Below are 16,161 nucleotides of genomic sequence, written 5' to 3' on the forward strand. Positions count from 1 at the left end.
AGGGAGCCGCACTTTCAATTCTTAGTTAGCGAATGCTTCGTCGAGCAATTGCTGTTGTTCCACGGCGTGGACCTTGGATAGGCCGGTTGCGGTGGAGGCCTGTGCGCGGCGGGAGACGCGCTTCATTGGCAGCATGCCTGGGATGAGCTCTGGCAGGTGCTCGTGCAGGAATGGCCATGGGCCTTGGTTTGCTGGTTCGTCTTGGCAGAAGCGGATTTCTTCGGCGTTCGGGTAGAAGTCGAAGGCTTCCTTGAGACGGTTGAATGGGATTGGGTGGAGCATTTCGATGCGGACGATGGCTACGTCGTCACGCTTGTCTTTCTGTGCTCGCTTAGCAAGGTCGTAGTAGAGCTTGCCGGAGACCAGCATGATCTTCTTGACCTTGTTCTTGTCCAATTCGCCGTTAACAAAGCGTGGGTCGTTGATAACGGACTGGAACTTCTTCACCTGGGTGAAGTCTTCCACGCTCGAGGTTGCGGCCTTCATACGCAGCATCGACTTTGGCGTGAACACGACGAGTGGTCGCTTCAGGCCACCGAGGACGTGGCGGCGTAGGAGGTGGAAGTAGTTGGCTGGGGTGGTGGGCTGTGCCACGGTCATGGTGCCTTCGGCGCAGAGCTGCAGGTAGCGCTCGATACGTGCGGAGGAGTGGTCAGGCCCCTGTCCTTCATAGCCGTGTGGCAGAAGAAGGATAACGGAGGAGGTCTGGCCCCACTTAGCCTCACCGGAGGAGATGTATTCGTCGATGATGGTTTGGGCACCGTTGGCAAAGTCACCGAACTGTGCTTCCCATGCGACAACGGCATCTTCGTTGCCGACGGAGTAGCCGTATTCGAAGCCCATGCCCGCGTATTCGGTTAGCGCAGAGTTGTAGACGAGGAACTTACCGCCGTTGCCCTTGCGCTCAGCGAGGTCGTTAAGGCCGTTGAATTCTTCACCGGTGCGTGGATCGTAAACCACTGCGTGGCGCTGGGTGAAGGTTCCGCGTCGGGAGTCTTCGCCGGCGAGGCGAACGAACTTGCCACCTGCTGCGAGGGAGCCGAAGGCAATGAGTTCGCCCCAACCCCAGTCGATGCCACCGTTTTGAACTGCCTCAAGGCGCTTCTTTGCCACCGGTGCCACACGCTGGTGGAACTCGAAGTTTTCAGGAGCAGTGGCGTAGGCCTGTCCGATTTCTACGAGTTCTTCGCGGGTGATGTTGGTTTCGAGGCCGTGTGGAACTTCTTGGGAGGAGGTAATGCCAGCTTGTGCCTCGAATGGCTTCTTTTCGGTTTCCTTGACGTCGTTAAAAATGGATTCCATCTGGTCGTGGAAATCGCGCTGTACCTTTTCAGCATCCTCGGCGGTGAGCTCGCCACGGCCTAGGAGGTCTTCCTTGTACTGTTCGCGCACAGTCTTGCGGGCGTCGATCAGCTTGTACATCTCTGGCTGCGTCATCGATGGGTCATCGGCTTCGTTGTGGCCGCGACGACGGTAGGAGATCATGTCGATGAAGACGTCTTTTCCGAATTGGCGACGGTACTCGGTGGCGAGGCGACCAACCCATACCACTGCTTCTGGATCGTCACCGTTAACGTGGAAGACAGGGCAGCCATAGGCCTTAGCTAGGTCGGTGGCGTAGTGGCTAGAGCGACCGGAGTCTGGGGTGGTGGTAAAGCCGATCTGGTTGTTCACAATGATGTGAATGGTGCCGCCGACGGTGTAACCGCGCAGCTGGGCGAGGTTCAAGGTTTCTTGAACAATGCCAAGGCCTGCGAATGCGGCGTCGCCGTGCAACATCATTGGAACGACGGAGTAGCCGTCAGTGGAGTCGCCCTTGTTGAGGAGGTCCTGCTTTGCGCGGGCAATACCTTCCATGACTGGGTCGACTGCTTCGAGGTGTGATGGGTTAGCGGCAAGCGAAACCTTGATCTCGTTGTCGCCAAACATCTGGATGTGGGTGCCCTCGGCGCCGAGGTGGTACTTCACGTCACCGGATCCACCGGCTGCCTTTGGCTCAATGTGGCCTTCGAACTCGGTGAATACTGTTGCGAGTGGCTTACCCACGATGTTGACCAGCACGTTGAGGCGGCCGCGGTGTGGCATACCGATAACAACTTCGTCGAGGCCTTGGCCTGCGGCGGTGTCGATGGCGGAGTCCATCAGCGGGATCAGTGCTTCTGCACCTTCCAAGGAGAAACGCTTTTGGCCAACGTACTTGGTCTGGAGGAAGTCCTCGAAGGCCTGTGCGGCGTTGAGCTTCTGCAGGATGTACTTCTGCTCAGCGTAGGAAGGCTTTGGCATGCCGGCTTCGATACGGTCTTGTAGCCAGAGGCGTTCGTCGCGGTCGAGAATGTGGGTGTATTCCGAGCCCACTTTGAGGGTATAAGCGCTGCGGAGGCGACCGAGCACCTCGCGCAGAGTCATGGTTTCCTTGCCGCCGAAACCGCCCACGTTGAAGGAACGATCAAGATCCCACAGGGTTAGGCCGTGGGTAGCGATGTCCAAGTCACGGTGATCTGGGACTGGCATGCCTGGCTGGTGCCAGCGCAGTGGGTTGGTGTCTGCAATGAGGTGGCCGCGGGAGCGGTAGGCCTCGATGAGCTGCATGACGCGGGTGTTCTTATCGACGCCGGTATTAGACAGATCGGATGCCCAACGCATTGGTGCGTAAGGGATTCCGATGGACTCGAAGATCTCATCCCAGAATGCGTCGTCGATAAACAGCTGGCTCATGGTGCGCAGGAATTCGCCGGATTCTGCGCCTTGGATGATGCGGTGATCGTAGGTGGAGGTGATGGTAACCAAACGGCCAACACCTAGTTCGGCGAGGCGGTCTGCGGATGCACCTGCGAATTCGGCTGGGTAATCCATGGAACCAACGCCGATGATGGCGCCTTGGCCCTTGGTCAGGCGAGGTACGGAGTGACGGGTGCCAATGCCACCTGGGTTGGTTAGCGAGATGGTGACACCGGAGTAGTCATCCATGGTGAGCTTGCCCACGCGGGAGCGTGCCACGATGTCCTCGTACTTGGCGACGAACTCTGCGAAGGAAAGAGTCTCGGCTTCCTTAATAGCAGCAACGACCAGTGCGCGTGCACCAGACTTCTGCTGAACATCGATAGCCAAGCCCATGTTGATGTGCTCTGGGGTGTTCAGAGTTGGCTTGCCATCAACAACGTCGTAGAAGTTGTTCATATCGGGGTGTGCCATGGTCGCTTTGACCACGGCGTAGCCGATGATATGGGTAAAGGAGACTTTGCCACCGGTGGTGCGCTTGAGGTGCTCGTTGATAATGGAGCGGTTCTCCCACATCAGCTTTACCGGCATATCGCGCACGGTGGTCGCGGTAGGAACCTCGAGCGACTCGTCCATGTTCTTAGCGATTGCCTTGTAAATGCCCTTGATTGCGGAGGAACCAGCTGTGGGCAGCTCGCCTGCACGCTCGAGTGGGGAAGGCTGCTGTTTCTTGGCAGGCTTCTTGTTCTCTGGCTTTGGTGCAACCTTAGCTTCGCTGGACGCTGGGGCAGAAGCCGTAGTTGGTGCTGGCTTCTTGGCTGGTGCTGGTTGCTTTTTTGCTGGGGCGGCTGGCTGTGAGGAGGTGTTCTTAGCCTCAGTTCCCGGTGTGCTCGGGGCACCCTGCTTCTCGAAAAGGTCGCGCCATTCCTTATCTACGGACTGCGGATCCTTTTGGAACTGCTGGAACATCTCGTCTACCAGCCAATCGTTCTGGCCGAAAGTACTAGCGCTGCTCACTGCAGGTGCTCGCCTCATTTCTTTGTGAGATTTCTAACGTCTATTCACACTGTAATAGCTTCACTACAGGCTATCGGTTTTCTTCCTCGAACTGTGAACTGTCGAGAAAGAAAATCGCCTCCCCATGCGTGCTCAGTGGGATTTCACCTATTGTACGCGCCTTTATCGCGGGATTTCTTGTTCGCCGTGTGTCCACATTGTGGCGTAAATACCCCCATTAGTGCGTAGGCTTGCATGATCGCCGTCTTCAAGGACCGCTCCGTCTGCAATCACAAGTATCCGATCTGCTTTTGCAGCGGTGGCTAATCGGTGGGCGACAATGACAGATGTCCGCGTCTGTGTGAGCCGTTCGGCGGCAGACAAGATTGTTTTTTCGGTTGCGGGATCAAGGGTGGCGGTGGCTTCGTCGAGAAGCAAGATTTCTGGCTCCATCATCTCTGCTCGCGCTAAGGCAATGAGCTGACGTTGTCCTGAAGATAATCCTTGGCCGCGTTCGCCGACAGTAGCGCGGAAGCCGCCGTCGATTGCAGCGATCGCACGCAGGGCCCCGACTCGGCGGGCAGCGTCGGTGATTTCTTCAGCGGTGGCGTCGGGTCGCCCGTAAGCGATGTTGTCGGCAACGGTGCCGGTAAACAGGTGGGTTTCTTGAGGTACGAAACCTACGGTGCGTCGCCACGCTTGGATGTCGTAGTTGCGAATATCGTGGCGTTTCGACGCCACCTCGCCCGTTGTTGGATCGTAGAAGCGCTCGATAAGTTTTACGATGGTCGATTTTCCAGCGCCGGTTGGGCCGACTACGGCGACTGTGGAACCAGGTTGGATCGTCAATGTCAGGTTGTCGATCACGGGTGCGCTGTCGTAAGAGTAGGAAAAACTGACGTCGTTGAAGGCGATATCGGCTCCTTGGTCTGTTCTCTGAGCCGGAACCAGGCGCCCATCGTTGGGAACGCTACTCGGTGTAGAAAGCAGGTCGGAGATTCGACGGAAACCAACCTGTGCTTGTTGGTAGGAGTCAAAAACTTGGGAGAGATGCTGGATCGGGCCGTAGAGGCGGTCCAAATACAGTAGAAAAGCAACGAGCACACCGGTGGCGAGTTCTCCGTTTGCTACCAGGTGCGCACCTACTCCGAGTACCGCGGCTTGCAGGATTTGGCTCACAGCGTTAATACCTGGGAAATATACGGCGACTGCGGTTTGGGTTTTGATGCGGGTAGCGCGATAGCGCGCTGCTTGCGCGGAGAAATCAGCGAGTGCGACATCTTCCATGCGCGCCATCTGGGCACTTCTTAGACCGCCGATGTGTTCTTGAAATAATGCGTTGACTCCGCTTATTTGTTCGCGAGCTTGGGTATACAGCCGTGACGAGATGCGTTTAAAAACGACGGTGGCAACGCCGATGAGAGGAACGCCGATGACCGCGATGGCAAACAGTTGCAGGCTGGTCGCGCCTAGGAGGGCGAGGATTCCTACCAGCGTGGTGAGGGAGACGACCGTTTGGGCAAGCCCTGTTTGTAAGAAACTATTGAGGGCTTCGATGTCGGTGGTCATGCGGGTCATGATGGTTCCCGACATGGTTTTTTCGAAGTAGCCCATGCCAAGACGTTGTAGTTGTGCGTAGGAGCGCAACCGTAGGTGGTACAACAGGCGTTCGCCGGTGCGGGCGGTCACGATCGTGGTCGCGATATCGGCAAGCCATGCCACAATCACCACGCCGATTCCTATTCCTGTGACAATCCACAGCGCTGACGGGTTATGAGCTGTGACGCCGCGGTCGATGGCAGCACGCACTAAGGTGGGGATGGTTAAGCTTGCTGTCACACCCACGATGTAGAGGCCGATGACAACCACAATGAGCCAACGTACTGAGGCAAAAAGTTGATGGGCAGTTACTTTGCCGTGGTCGTGATCGAGGAGTGGGCGTGGTCCTGGGGTGTCGCGAGTAGGAGGGAGGGCATCCACGCGGGCTAAGAGTTCGGGAGTTGCAGGTATCGACGCCGCCATGCCGCCGCGACCTCGTCCGCGTCCGCCCGCTGCGGGGTTGGCGCCTGCTACGGATGCGGCCGCTTTCATGGTTGAGGAGTTGATGGTGAGGCGCTTGTCTTGCTGAGCACGCGTGACTTGTGGCCATAGTTGTGACCACTCGGGTTCAGTGCCGTCGTCGAAAGGAACAAAAGGCTCGTCGGAGTTGTGTTCGCGGAGGTGTTCTTGCACATCCATGAGGTAGACGAACCGAGGGTTTGCACGCATGTGGGTGAGGGTGCCGTGATCGACGATACTGCCGTCTTCTATAAGCGCAACCGAATCTGCTAGGGACAGCGTAGAGTTCCGGTGCGCTACTGCGATGATGGTGACGTCCGATAGTTCACTGCTGAGCTGTTCGTAGATGGCGTGCTCAGTGGTGGCATCAATGGCCGAGGTTGCATCGTCCAAAATGAGCACTCGGGGACGTTCTAATACTGCGCGTGCGATAGCGATGCGTTGGCGTTGCCCGCCAGAAAGCGTAAGGCCTCGTTCGCCGACGATCTCGTCATACCCGTGGGGAAGCGCGCTAATAAAATCGTGGGCTTGTGCGATGCGGGCAGCGCGTTCGATGTCAACATCGGTGACGTTTCGTCCCATGGCAATGTTGTCGCGGATACTGGCGGAATACAGAAATGGGTCGTCAAAAACACAGGAAATGGCGCTGCGTAGGTCGTGGCGGCGTAGCTGGTTGGTATCCACTCCTCCTAGTCGGATCTGCCCACTATCGGGACGATAGAATCCGCAGAGTAGTTGTACAGCCATGGTTTTGCCCGAACCAGGGGGTCCGACCAGAGCTACGGTGTGACCTGCTGGAATTGTGAAGGTCGTGTCATTGAGAATCCCATCAAAGTGCACTTGGTCAAGTTCGAGTGACAACGGCCCCGCGGGAAGGTTGAGAGGATTCTCCGGATCGGGGTGCTCGGCAGCCATGTCCACAACATCCATCACACGGTCGAAGGAGCTTAATCCCATCTGCATCTGTACGACCATGCCGGCAAGCATGGACACCACCGATGTCATGGACGTGAGATAGGTGCTAAAAGCGAGGAATGTACCAATAGTGATATGACCATCAAGGGCGAGCCATCCGCCTAAACCAATGCCTATGACCAGTGCGAGTGTAGGAAGTTGCTGAACGAGTGGTCGGTAACGGGCAGAAAGACGTGCTGAGCGCATCTGCTCGGCATAGACCTGCGTGCTGAGCTCGTCTAGGCGATCGAGTTCGCGCGATTCCTGCGCGAATGCTTTAACAACGCGGATTCCGCTAACGGTTTGTTCGATGTGCGTGGCCAAATTTGCCACACTGTGCTGCGCCGACCACGTTGCGGCAAACAATGTGGTGCGCGATCGGAGCGAGAGCCACACCAGCGGTGGAATACAGGCGACTGCGATAAACATCAGCCAGACGTTGATCCACGCTAAAATACCAATGGTGATGACCACTTTGAGCACATGCCCGATGAGCAGTGGGAACATGGCTACCATTGCTTGAGCAAGGTTGAGGTCTGAGATCGAGCGCGACACAATCTGGCCGGTGCGCAGTTTGTCTTGTTGGGGGCCGTCGAGACGCTGCAAAGAATCAAGAACGCTGACGCGCAGGGTGTGCTGGAAGGTGTTGGATAGCACGCCGGCGAAAAATCGCCGCCCGAATTGGAACACGTAGCGGGCGAGAGCGGTGGCGACCAAAATCCAGACCACACGCTGGACTTCGGCATTGCCTCCTCCTAGAGAACCGGTGGCAGTATCTACTGCGGAGCCCGCTAGGAGGGGGATGGTGGCGTCGAAAAGCGTGGTCATCACAGTGGAGACAACGGCAGCGACGACGATCCACGGTTGTCGCCACAACATGGCACGAAGTTTGGAGCCAACGTTGGGCGACATTTCAGGTTTATTCCTTTACTTGTGAGGCGAGCAAGGCGACGGGTTCTTGGACCTCGTCTTCGCTCGGTGCTGGGGTATCAAAAGCGCTGGGCAATGCGCCAAGAGATTCCGAGGTGCTGTGCACTACCTTAGTGGCTAGCTTACGATTGGCCATTGTGCCCAAAACTGCGCCGATTCCCATAGGCATGATCTTGCCGATCCACGCTTGCTTCATGCGCTTGCTGATCTGATTCAGTGCAATCTTGACTAGCTGGTTGTTGACCTCACGCACGTTGCTAGGGCTCATACGCGAAATTGCGCTGACGGAACTAGTGGCGGTGAGGGAGGCGTCGACAAGTGCGGTGCCTTGTGATCCGGACAATGCCACCAAGATAAGCGCTTTGCGACGCTCTGGGTCGGTGATGTCTGCACCACGCACATAAGCCGATGCCACCGTATAAAACGCTGCGGCGTCAAGGAACACTAAAGATTCCGCACTAATCGTAAGAGCACCGGTAACAAAACCAATTCCTGGGATGGCCGCTGCTGTACCTGCGCCAGCTCCCGTACCTGTTGCTAGACGGACGAAGTGCTTATTCATTAAGTCTTGGATCTCTGCAGGGCTCGCCTCTGGGTTTTTAGAACGCAACCAATCGACATAGCCGGTGATGGCACTGCGTTGAAGATGAACCACGCGATCCAAGGAAGTAACCAAGATTTTGCCCGCCATGCCGGATTCCGCAATCAAGGCCTGAGAATCAGAACCTAATGCGTCGGTGACCGCCTGCTCGTTGGAATCGCGGCGACCAAACATCACAGAATCTCCAAGGGATCCCAGCGTTTTTCGTACAAAACCCATAATGCTCTTCCTTCATTGTGTTCGAGGTTACGCATGGTTCAACGGACGGCGGGCAGCGATCGTTCCAACAATTGATCACAATCCTGCAACGATCGCCTCTAGGAGGGGATTAACCCTGCTGAGCGTAATCTTCAGCCGCGCGCACAAACGCCACAGAAGGCGTGACTCCGGTATAAAGTGCAAACTGCTCAGCGGCCTGCAAACAGATCACCTCGCCACCGTTAATAATCTTTTTGCCCTTGGACTCAGCCGCCTTGATGAGTGGGGTTTCTACCGGATACGCAACAACATCGAAGATCACCTGAGCAGCGTCGATCTCAGCATCGCTAAATGCCTGTATATGTTCATGATCACCGTGCATTCCTAGCGGAGTGACATTGACCAACATATCGGTACCAGCAGGAACCTCGGTGGCATGGGTCCAACCGTAGCGCTGCGCCAATGCGGAACCAGTTTCCACATTGCGAGCAACCACAGTGCCCGCCATGCCATGGTCAGCCAGTGCTGCTACAACCGCATTGGCCATACCACCTGAACCACGCACCGCAACGCTGAGGCTGGCAGAAACATCATGGGATTTTAGCAACGAGGCAACGGCAACATAGTCGGTGTTATAGCCGGTGAGTACGCCGTCGTCATTAACAATCGTGTTTACAGCATGAATGCGTTTAGCCGAGGGGTGAAGAGCATCGATAAGAGGAATAACATCTTGCTTATACGGCATGGATACTCCTGCACCGCGGATATTCAAACCACGAATGCCTGCCACCGCAGCAGTAATATCTGCAGGCGCAATAGCCTTATAAATAAAGTTCAATCCCAACCGGTCATATAGCCAATTATGAAAGCGCACCCCATGATTTGAGGGGCGTGCAGCCAATGAGACACACAAAACGGTATTTCGGTCGACGAGATTTACCATGTCACCTACTCTAAAACATATGAGTGATTGGACCCCCAACGACGTTGTACGCACCACGTCTGGTCGAGTAGGAGGGTTAAGCACCACCGCCACCGACATCACTCCAGCGGTGCGCACTTGGCGCGGCGTTCCCTACGGGCGGGCTGACCGCTTCCGCGCTCCAACTTCCCCGCAGCCCTGGAAGGAAATAAGAGACTGCACTAATTATGCCTCAGTTGCAGCCCAGCCCACATACGGGCCTAGCGACCGTATCCGTGGTACCGAGGATTGCCTCAACCTAGACATCGTGCGACCAGACCATGAGCGCCCACTTCCCGTCGTGGTCTACTTTCACGGTGGATCCTTCGTCTACGGATCCAGCCACGAGCAACTCTTACGTGGGCACCACCTAGCAACCAGCATGGATGTTGTTTACGTTGCCATCAACTTCCGCCTTGGCGCATTGGGATACCTCGACCTGCGCTCACTAGGAGACGATTGCGTAGCCAACCCCGCAATCTTGGACCAGCTTCTTGCCCTGAAATGGATTCAAGCGAACATCCACGCATTCGGCGGGGATCCCACTAACGTCACCGTCATGGGCGAATCCGCCGGTGGTGCGGCAGTGCTTACTTTGATGTGTACGCCAACCGCGACGGGACTCTTCCACAAAGCCATCGCGCAATCACCACCCATCGCAGCTATTCATTCCAAAGCACAGTCGACTCTGTGGGCGAGGATGCTCGCGCAGCGTCTAGGAGTAAACACTCTGAAAGAGCTCCGCGGCCTTCCGGTGGCAGACATCATCCGCGCCGGGCAGTCGATGATGTGGCGGAGTAGGGAACTGATTTATCTCAATTCGTGTTATTCGCCAACGGTGGACGGCACTACGTTGTTTGAACATCCGTTGAAGGTGTTTGAGCGTGGGCAGCAGCTAAAAGTTCCCCTCCTAGTGGGAACGAATGTGGATGAGACATCTTTTGCTAAGGGTATGTATTTGCGTTCCAAGGCGCGCACGAGGGCGGCGCACCGAGTGCTTTCTGCCTTTGATCCTCATAGCGCCGATCATGTGTTGGGTGTGTATCAGGGTGCTAAGCGGCGGCGAGATTTTGCGCAGTTGATTGCGGATGGTGTTTTTTGGGCGCCGAGTATTGCAGCGGCTCAGGCTCATTCGGCGGTTGCTCAGACGTGGATGTATCGCTTTGATTTTGCGCCTGCTTTGTTGCGCTGGTTGGGGTTGGGGGCTATGCATTCGATGGAGTTGACCCCGATTTTTGGTGACATGAATGCTTCTCGGATGTCGAGTCTTAATGTTCGGAATTCACGGGTTGCTTTAGAACAGCTTGGTGAGCAGATGCAGTTTCATTGGGCGCGGTTTATTCATCATGGTCAGCCTGGTGAGGCTTGGCCGTCGTATCATACTGCTGGCGATACGGAGCCTGGACGGGCAACAATGGTATTTGATCGGGAATCGCGGGTGATTTACGACCCGTATTCCCAGCGCCGCCGTGCGTGGTCAGAATACGATATGACCGAGTGGGGTTTGGGGCGCGAGGATTTACTGCGCGCTCTGGGATTGTATGAGGAACCCACGTATTTTGCTCCGTTGGAATTAGAACAATAGCTTCGTAGAAAGGCGGATATGGACTCGGTTCTAGATGCTGCATTTGATCGATTGATGGCTGAGCATGAGCGTTTTCGCCCTTCGTTGGATCCCAGCGTTTCGCAGGGAAACGTGGTGGATGTTGCGCAGTTGTATTCGGAAGATACGGTGAAAACGGCCATTGCCGCTTCGCAGCACATCTTTGGAGTGCCTACGGATAAGCACGCTGCGCAGTTGTGGCTTTTTAGTTTGCTTGGCGACGCCCTCAATCCGTCGGTAACGGCGATGGTCAGCATTGATGTGGTGCCGTTGCTGGATATACGCCAATCGACTGTATTCCATCGTGACGATACTGGGTATTGGTTTGGTTTTCGTCCCCACGTCTGCGCCGATAGTGTGCGGGAGTCTGGCCGTGCGTTGGCGGTATCCGTTGCACCATTGATAGCTACCATATGTCGGCTGACTGGTATGCGCCCAGCACCGTTGTGGGCGGTGGTAACTGATGCTGCTGTGCAGCCTGTTATAGCTGCTGGGAATGATGACTTTGAAACTGTAAGGGCGTTAGATACGGCTCGTGAATTGGTGGTGGGCCTTCGCAAGGGGGTTGATTCTCTAGGAGGGGACGTAGCAGAGTTTAAAGCCGCGATACCGCAGCATAACTTTGAGCAGATCTGCGATGGTTGTTTTGCTCCTATCGATCCAAGTGTTGAACCTGATTATGTGGTTGCGCACCGTGTGTCGTGTTGCATGATTTATCATTCGCCTACGGCTGGTAAGTGCACATCGTGCCCGCATCAGGACAAAGATGTGCGAAAGAATGCACTGATTGCTGCTTCGGAGAGTTTTTAACGATAGGCTAGGGGCCGGCATTGAGCACCTCAGAAAGGGTTAACACACGATGAGCTTCTTTGAAGATTTGGCCACGGCACTTGATAACGAGGGTATTGAGTCTCGTGTACATGATGACGTGTTGTTTGTTCCTATTACTTCTGATCTTGAGATTCAGTTTGTGGAGATCGACTCGGTGGTGCCAGCAGCAAATGTGTATATCGCTGCCGCCGACGTAGACGAAGATGACGATGAATTTGAGGCGGCACTGGTCAGTGTTGTGTTCTCGGTTGAGGATGCTGTGCGTACGGTTGCCGAGCATGTGGCCACTGACCAAGTAGTTACGGTGCTGCGCGATCTGTTGGAAGGCACTGATGATCGCATTGCGGAGCTGGAGTTTTTCCAGGATCCACATGATCCACATATGGTGCATGCTGAAGTCGCTGAAAACTCGGAGCTGCAGGTCGTTGTCGACGTGGTCGATGGCGAGGCGCTTGCTACCGTTACTTTTGTAGCGTTTGGCGAGAGCTTTGACGATCTGGTGGACCAAGCAATCGATGAGCTGTGGAGTGATCAGTCCCATGATTCACTCAGTAACGAAGAGCGCGATCGCTTGTTTTATGATGTTGCAGCTGAACTGACAGAAGAGGCTGGGGAAGTTCTGCAGCTAGGTTCTTATTCTGATTGTGACAAGTTGTTTGATGTCCTCTCCGTTGCTCTTGAAAATGCTAATGATTGGGAAGAACAGCTGGCTCCGTTGGAATCTGCAGAGGCTGATCTTGAGTCCGAGGGAACCAGCTTTGAGTCTGAGGATTTGCTAGACGATGATGACGACCTTGAATTTGATGATCTCGACGAGGATGACGAAGACGCGGATGCATAGCGCCTAGGCTAGGCAGCTGCTTGGAACGTCTGAAACATCGACGCCGGTGATGGCAGTGGTTGGAAATCTCCTCCGACGATCCAGACGAACACTGGGCACTGTCCATGATCTGTGATCATATGGATGCATTCGGCGTATTGGGGCCCCACGAGCTCAAGCATCCATTGCTCTGCGTGTTCGAATGACACTATATTGGATTTCGAATCGCTTATCCGCACGCTCATGACATAAGCGGGTTGTTGGCGCACGCCAAAACCTTTGAGCCGTGCTTTGACATTTGGGCCAATGCGTCGCCGGCTAATAGAAGCCACTAGGTGGGGTTGCGGGGATATGGTGCTGTGAAGTCCAACAAGCTTAAGAGAAGGCGGACGCCACGTTACGGTGGGGCGGGCGAGGGAACGAGGGTGCTTCATAAGCATGGAAAAACGTGCCACAGTGTCTTCGCGCAAAGTAGAAGCGACCTGGGAATCGACAGCACTGTTACTTCGGTGTGCATGTGCCATATGAGGGGTGGATTGGTGGATCTTTGTTAGGTTCTGAATGAATTTCATGGCTTGAGACTACAACCTCCATCGAACATGTATACGCATTATCGTACAAACAAGTGTTCGAAAAAGCAATGAGGTGCTTATTTTGTCGAAGATGGGGGATGTATAAGACCTCTTAACGCTTATGTTTGCAGGGTGGTTTGAAAGTCATTCCCAGTATTGGTGCGATTTTTGCCGATTATGGGGGTAGAAATATGTGACCTCCTCGATATGTCAGACCTATTAAGTGCAAACCGTTGCGCTCTGGTTATAACAAGCGTAAACCGAACTATAGGAAGTCTGCTTGACGAGGGAGGATTACATGAAATGGATTCACTAGGAGAACAACCAAGCAACCGTGCCCCCGTTATTACTATTTCTTCTGGGTACTATCTAGCGCAGATTGCCACCTATGGTGGCGGAATTAAATCCCTTACTTACGACGGTCGCCCGTTGGTGGAAACCTACCCAGACGATGAGTTTCCGCCACTCAACGCGGGCGTTGTTTTAGCACCATGGCCTAATCGAACAGATGCTGGGGCGTTTAGTTTTCAGGGCCAAGATTATCAATTATCTATCACCGAGCCGGATCGAAATAATGCGATCCATGGTTTTGTGGCAGACATTGTGTGGAAGGTTGAACTAATTCGACCAGCGAGGGTATTGCTTTCTACCACTATTGAGCCACAGCAGGGATGGCCCTGGGCTATTGAGCTTGCGGCTGATTATCTACTTACGGATTCGGGTTTAAGGGCACAGTTCACGGCTACCACGCCGCATGAGGCTGTGCCCTTTGGTTTTGGATGGCACACGTATTTATCGGCCCAAGGTGCAGAGGTTGATAAGACCACGCTTCGGGTGGACGTCGATAAGCAATGGATGCTTGATGATCGAAACCTTCCTACCGGTGAGCTCGTTCAACCGACTATCGACGTCGCAAGTGGGGTACCCATAGCAGGAAAGCTTCTCGACGATTGCTTCTTTGCCAGTCGCACTCCCGTAACCACCGTTCTAGAGGCTCATGGCCAAGGCGTAGAAATGCATTGCAGCGAGCAGTTCTCGTGGTTCCAGATTTTTACCCCAGATCCGCAATGGGAATTGCCATATCCAGGGCGTGGTCGGTCGGTGGCTGTGGAACCGATGACAACGTCTCCCAACGGGCTGAATCTGGGAATCGACACGATTGGTACGGCATCTCCGTGGCACGGAACGATCACGATTTCCGCATATAACAAGCACTCTTAACCAGCATTAAAGATCAACGACATAAGGATGATCCTCATGGATACCGCATTGAGGCTAGACGCGACGTGGGTCGATTACCTACTCGTCGCCTTGTACTTTGTATTTGTTTTGGGCATCGGATGGGCAGCGAAAGCACGCGTGTCCTCCTCCATTGACTTCTTCCTATCAGGGCGAGGTCTGCCGGCCTGGGTCACAGGTCTTGCTTTCGTCTCCGCCAACTTAGGTGCTGTGGAGATCATCGGCATGTCGGCCAACGGCGTGCAATATGGTTTTCAAACCATGCACTATTTCTGGATCGGCGCAGTACCTGCCATGGTGTTCCTCGGAATCGTGATGATGCCGTTCTACTACGGCTCTAAAGTGCGTTCCGTTCCTGAATTCATGCACCGCCGTTTCGGCAGCGCAGCCCACTTGGTCAATGCTGTGTCCTTCGCTGTGGCACAGCTGTTGATCGCCGGTGTGAACCTCTTCCTCTTAGCGAAGGTTGTTAACGCACTTCTCGGTTGGCCATTGTGGGTCGCCCTCGTATTGGCTGCGGTCATTGTGCTGTCGTACATTACTTTGGGTGGTTTGTCTGCCGCGATTTATAACGAGGTGCTGCAGTTTTTTGTCATTCTTGCCATGCTGCTTCCTATCACCATCATTGGTCTTAATCGAGTAGGAGGGTGGCAGGGCCTAAAAGAGCAGGTTGCAATCGAGCACAACTTCCACACGTGGCCAGGCGTAGAGATTTCGGGTTTTGATAATCCGGTGATCTCTGTGATTGGTATTACCTTCGGCTTGGGTTTTGTGCTGTCATTTGGTTATTGGACAACCAACTTCGTTGAGGTGCAACGTGCTATGGCGTCGGAGTCGATCTCTGCTGCGCGCAAGACTCCGATTATCGGCGCATTCCCCAAGATGTTTGTTCCGTTCCTCGTGGTGCTTCCTGGCATGGTCGCATCGGTCACTGTTGCTGAGCTGATTGGTGATAATCCAGCCGGCAAGCCTAACGATGCCATCTTGTATCTCATGCGTGACCTTCTCCCGAACGGTCTGTTGGGTGTTGCCATCGCTGGTCTGTTGGCTTCGTTCATGGCTGGTATGGCTGCGAACATTTCGGCATTTAACACCGTGATCTCTTATGACATCTGGCAAACCTATGTGGTCAAAGATCGCGAAGATAACTACTACCTGAAGTTCGGTCGCCTTGCCACAGTTGCTGCCACCCTGATAGCAGTGTTTACTGCGTTGCTCGCCCAGAACTTTGGCAACATCATGGACTACCTGCAAACACTGTTCGGCTTCTTTAACGCACCACTGTTTGCCACCTTCATCTTGGGTATGTTCTGGAAGCGCATGACTCCTCACGCAGGTTGGACCGGCCTTGTGGCAGGTACTGCGTCGGCAATCTTCTACTGGTACTTGGCTACCTTTACTGAATCTTCTGCAACGCTGCTTAATTTGCCAGGGCAGGGAACCGCATTCGTTGCTGCCGGTATCGCGTTTAGCGTCGATATCCTCGTCTCCGTGATCGTTACCATGTTCACCCAGCCGAAGCCGGACCACGAGCTGGTGGGTTTTGTAAAGTCTGTTACCCCAAAGGATCATTTCGAGGATCACTCCGAAGAAGGACAGCCCTGGTACCGCCGCACTGTTCCGCTAGGAATGCTGTGCTTGGTAATGGTCATAGCCCTCAACGTCATCTTTGCCTAGGAG

10 protein-coding genes are annotated in these 16,161 nt (G+C 54.6%); 5 read left to right on the forward strand and 5 right to left on the reverse strand.

From position 1 onward, the window contains the following. Positions 1–21: 21 nt before the first annotated feature. The 4 genes from CIP100161_RS04820 to CIP100161_RS04835 form a co-directional block, all read right to left on the reverse strand. Positions 22–3,735, reverse strand: a complete 3,714-nt coding sequence (locus CIP100161_RS04820) for a multifunctional oxoglutarate decarboxylase/oxoglutarate dehydrogenase thiamine pyrophosphate-binding subunit/dihydrolipoyllysine-residue succinyltransferase subunit (RefSeq protein WP_155872341.1) — start codon at positions 3,733–3,735, stop codon at positions 22–24. Between the two features lie 162 nt (positions 3,736–3,897). Then, positions 3,898–7,638: an ABC transporter ATP-binding protein gene (locus tag CIP100161_RS04825; protein ID WP_155872343.1), complete on the reverse strand. Its 3,741-nt coding sequence runs from the start codon at positions 7,636–7,638 to the stop codon at positions 3,898–3,900. Between the two features lie 7 nt (positions 7,639–7,645). Continuing rightward, positions 7,646–8,476: a hypothetical protein gene (locus CIP100161_RS04830; RefSeq protein ID WP_155872345.1), complete on the reverse strand. Its 831-nt coding sequence runs from the start codon at positions 8,474–8,476 to the stop codon at positions 7,646–7,648. Between the two features lie 109 nt (positions 8,477–8,585). Next, a complete protein-coding gene (locus CIP100161_RS04835) occupies positions 8,586–9,398 on the reverse strand; it encodes a shikimate 5-dehydrogenase (RefSeq protein WP_155872347.1) in 813 nt (270 codons plus the stop codon). A 19-nt stretch (positions 9,399–9,417) separates the two neighbouring features. On the opposite strand from CIP100161_RS04835, the gene CIP100161_RS04840 reads away from it, so the two are divergent. From CIP100161_RS04840 to CIP100161_RS04850, 3 genes are read left to right on the forward strand one after another with little or no spacing between them, the layout of a single operon-like run. Beyond that, positions 9,418–11,001, forward strand: a complete 1,584-nt coding sequence (locus CIP100161_RS04840) for a carboxylesterase/lipase family protein (RefSeq protein ID WP_155872349.1) — start codon at positions 9,418–9,420, stop codon at positions 10,999–11,001. A gap of 18 nt (positions 11,002–11,019) precedes the next feature. Continuing rightward, positions 11,020–11,829, forward strand: a complete 810-nt coding sequence (locus CIP100161_RS04845) for a (2Fe-2S)-binding protein (RefSeq protein WP_155872351.1) — start codon at positions 11,020–11,022, stop codon at positions 11,827–11,829. A gap of 49 nt (positions 11,830–11,878) precedes the next feature. Next, on the forward strand, positions 11,879–12,691 hold the full coding sequence (locus CIP100161_RS04850; RefSeq protein WP_155872353.1) for a hypothetical protein: 813 nt from the start codon (positions 11,879–11,881) through the stop codon (positions 12,689–12,691). A gap of 8 nt (positions 12,692–12,699) precedes the next feature. Here the strand turns inward: CIP100161_RS04850 and CIP100161_RS04855 are convergent, their stop codons facing one another. Beyond that, on the reverse strand, positions 12,700–13,242 hold the full coding sequence (locus CIP100161_RS04855) for a hypothetical protein (RefSeq protein ID WP_155872355.1): 543 nt from the start codon (positions 13,240–13,242) through the stop codon (positions 12,700–12,702). A gap of 303 nt (positions 13,243–13,545) precedes the next feature. Here CIP100161_RS04855 and CIP100161_RS04860 point away from each other — a divergent pair, with 303 nt between their 5' ends. Together CIP100161_RS04860 and CIP100161_RS04865 are read left to right on the forward strand one after the other, a co-directional pair. Continuing rightward, on the forward strand, positions 13,546–14,463 hold the full coding sequence (locus tag CIP100161_RS04860; RefSeq protein ID WP_155872357.1) for an aldose 1-epimerase family protein: 918 nt from the start codon (positions 13,546–13,548) through the stop codon (positions 14,461–14,463). 36 nt (positions 14,464–14,499) lie between these two features. Continuing rightward, a complete protein-coding gene (locus CIP100161_RS04865) occupies positions 14,500–16,158 on the forward strand; it encodes a sodium:solute symporter family protein (RefSeq protein WP_155872359.1) in 1,659 nt (552 codons plus the stop codon). Positions 16,159–16,161 lie beyond the last annotated feature (3 nt).

Source organism: Corynebacterium rouxii, from assembly GCF_902702935.1.
In the GTDB taxonomy this organism is placed as follows: domain Bacteria; phylum Actinomycetota; class Actinomycetes; order Mycobacteriales; family Mycobacteriaceae; genus Corynebacterium; species Corynebacterium rouxii.